Raw genomic sequence first — 226 nt, 5'->3', positions numbered from 1 at the left:
CACCGGGCTCCCGATCGCGATGTCCTCACCCGCCCCCAGACGCGACAGCAGCGCCGCCAATCCCGCCTGCAGCACCATGAACAGCGTCGCTCCGCTCGCCCGCGCCAGACCCTGCAGTCCACGATGCAGATCCGCATCCAGCCGCACCGGCACCACGCCGCCCCGGTGGCTCGACACCGCCGGACGCCGACGGTCCGCCGGAAGCTCGATCTCTTCCGGCAACCCA

General features: G+C 72.1%; 1 protein-coding gene. It reads right to left on the bottom strand.

What is annotated here, in order from left to right; translation table 11 throughout:
• A partial coding sequence (locus FFK22_RS42610; protein WP_143957093.1) for a condensation domain-containing protein occupies positions 1 to 226 on the bottom strand: 226 nt, incomplete at both ends.

This window comes from Mycobacterium sp. KBS0706, assembly GCF_005938675.2.
In the GTDB taxonomy this organism is placed as follows: Bacteria; Pseudomonadota; Alphaproteobacteria; order DSM-16000; family Inquilinaceae; genus Inquilinus.
This window is presented reverse-complemented; position numbering and strand designations above follow the sequence as displayed.